The organism is Bacillus sp. JJ1532, assembly GCF_036965085.1.
In the GTDB taxonomy this organism is placed as follows: Bacteria; Bacillota; Bacilli; order Bacillales; family Cytobacillaceae; genus Cytobacillus.
The window spans coordinates 73,891-75,025 of record NZ_JBALOW010000012.1 but is presented as its reverse complement, the minus strand read 5'-3'; the positions used below and the strand labels follow the sequence as shown (position 1 = coordinate 75,025).

The window sequence follows — 1,135 nt, the reverse complement described above, 5'->3', positions numbered from 1 at the left end:
AGTAGGACGTCGCTAGGCTAGCCCCAAAGGGGCTATTATTTTTGAGAAATGCATAATCATTTCAAATAAATTGGCCCGTTGGTCAAGCGGTTAAGACACCGCCCTTTCACGGCGGTAACACGGGTTCGAATCCCGTACGGGTCACCATTTTACAGCATAGTAGAAGTGATGTATGTTAACTGATGTGCATTTGTACTTTTGCGCTGAGGAGGATTAGCTCAGCTGGGAGAGCACCTGCCTTACAAGCAGGGGGTCGGCGGTTCGATCCCGTCATCCTCCATCTCATTTACCGGTGTAGACCTGAACAACTGACTGCATTCAATTAGTTAGATGTTAACATCTCTCCGGTATTTTTTATAGAGCACTATCCTCACCATTTTTGATGTGCGGAAGTAGTTCAGTGGTAGAACACCACCTTGCCAAGGTGGGGGTCGCGGGTTCGAATCCCGTCTTCCGCTCCAAAATTGTATTTTTGGCAGTATGGGAATTAATTGTATATATGTTACTTTATATCTTTATGGGGCCTTAGCTCAGCTGGGAGAGCGCCTGCCTTGCACGCAGGAGGTCAGCGGTTCGATCCCGCTAGGCTCCACCATAAAAATATACTTTATTTTGGCGGTGTAGCTCAGCTGGCTAGAGCGTACGGTTCATACCCGTAAGGTCGGGGGTTCGATCCCCTCCGCCGCTACCAAAATTTCACTTTTTATCCTGGAGGAATACCCAAGTCCGGCTGAAGGGATCGGTCTTGAAAACCGACAGGCGGGTCAAACCGCGCAGGGGTTCGAATCCCCTTTCCTCCTCCATATAATGCTTGGTAAAAATTATATAAATACTATTATCGCGGGGTGGAGCAACGAGCGTTACTCCTTGAATCAACTGCGAGTTGTACCGATCGAGCTGCTGCTTGATTAAGCATCCTGAGATCGGGACAGTCCTTATGCTTTATATGAGCATAGTAAAAATCACATAAATACTATTATCGCGGGGTGGAGCAGTCCGGTAGCTCGTCGGGCTCATAACCCGAAGGTCGCAGGTTCAAATCCTGTCCCCGCAATCTGGTCCGGTAGTTCAGTTGGTTAGAATGCCTGCCTGTCACGCAGGAGGTCGCGGGTTCGAGTCCCGTCCGGACCGCCAT

Annotated in this window: 8 tRNA genes; all 8 read left to right on the top strand. The window is 49.3% G+C overall.

Features of this window, described 5'->3' with window-relative positions:
- Positions 1–72: 72 nt before the first annotated feature.
- The 8 genes from V7122_RS05510 to V7122_RS05475 all read left to right on the top strand — a co-directional run bounded on the left by V7122_RS05510 (position 73) and on the right by V7122_RS05475 (position 1,134).
- Positions 73–147: transfer RNA gene (locus V7122_RS05510), tRNA-Glu, on the top strand.
- 60 nt (positions 148–207) lie between these two features.
- Positions 208–280, top strand: a tRNA-Val gene (locus V7122_RS05505).
- Positions 281–386: 106 nt separating this feature from the next.
- Positions 387–461, top strand: a tRNA-Gly gene (locus V7122_RS05500).
- A gap of 58 nt (positions 462–519) precedes the next feature.
- Positions 520–595 (top strand) — tRNA-Ala (locus tag V7122_RS05495).
- 19 nt (positions 596–614) lie between these two features.
- A tRNA-Met gene (locus V7122_RS05490) sits at positions 615–691 on the top strand.
- A gap of 19 nt (positions 692–710) precedes the next feature.
- Positions 711–803: transfer RNA gene (locus V7122_RS05485), tRNA-Ser, on the top strand.
- A 177-nt stretch (positions 804–980) separates the two neighbouring features.
- Positions 981–1,054 (top strand) — tRNA-Met (locus V7122_RS05480).
- Between the two features lie 3 nt (positions 1,055–1,057).
- A tRNA-Asp gene (locus V7122_RS05475) sits at positions 1,058–1,134 on the top strand.
- Position 1,135 lies beyond the last annotated feature (1 nt).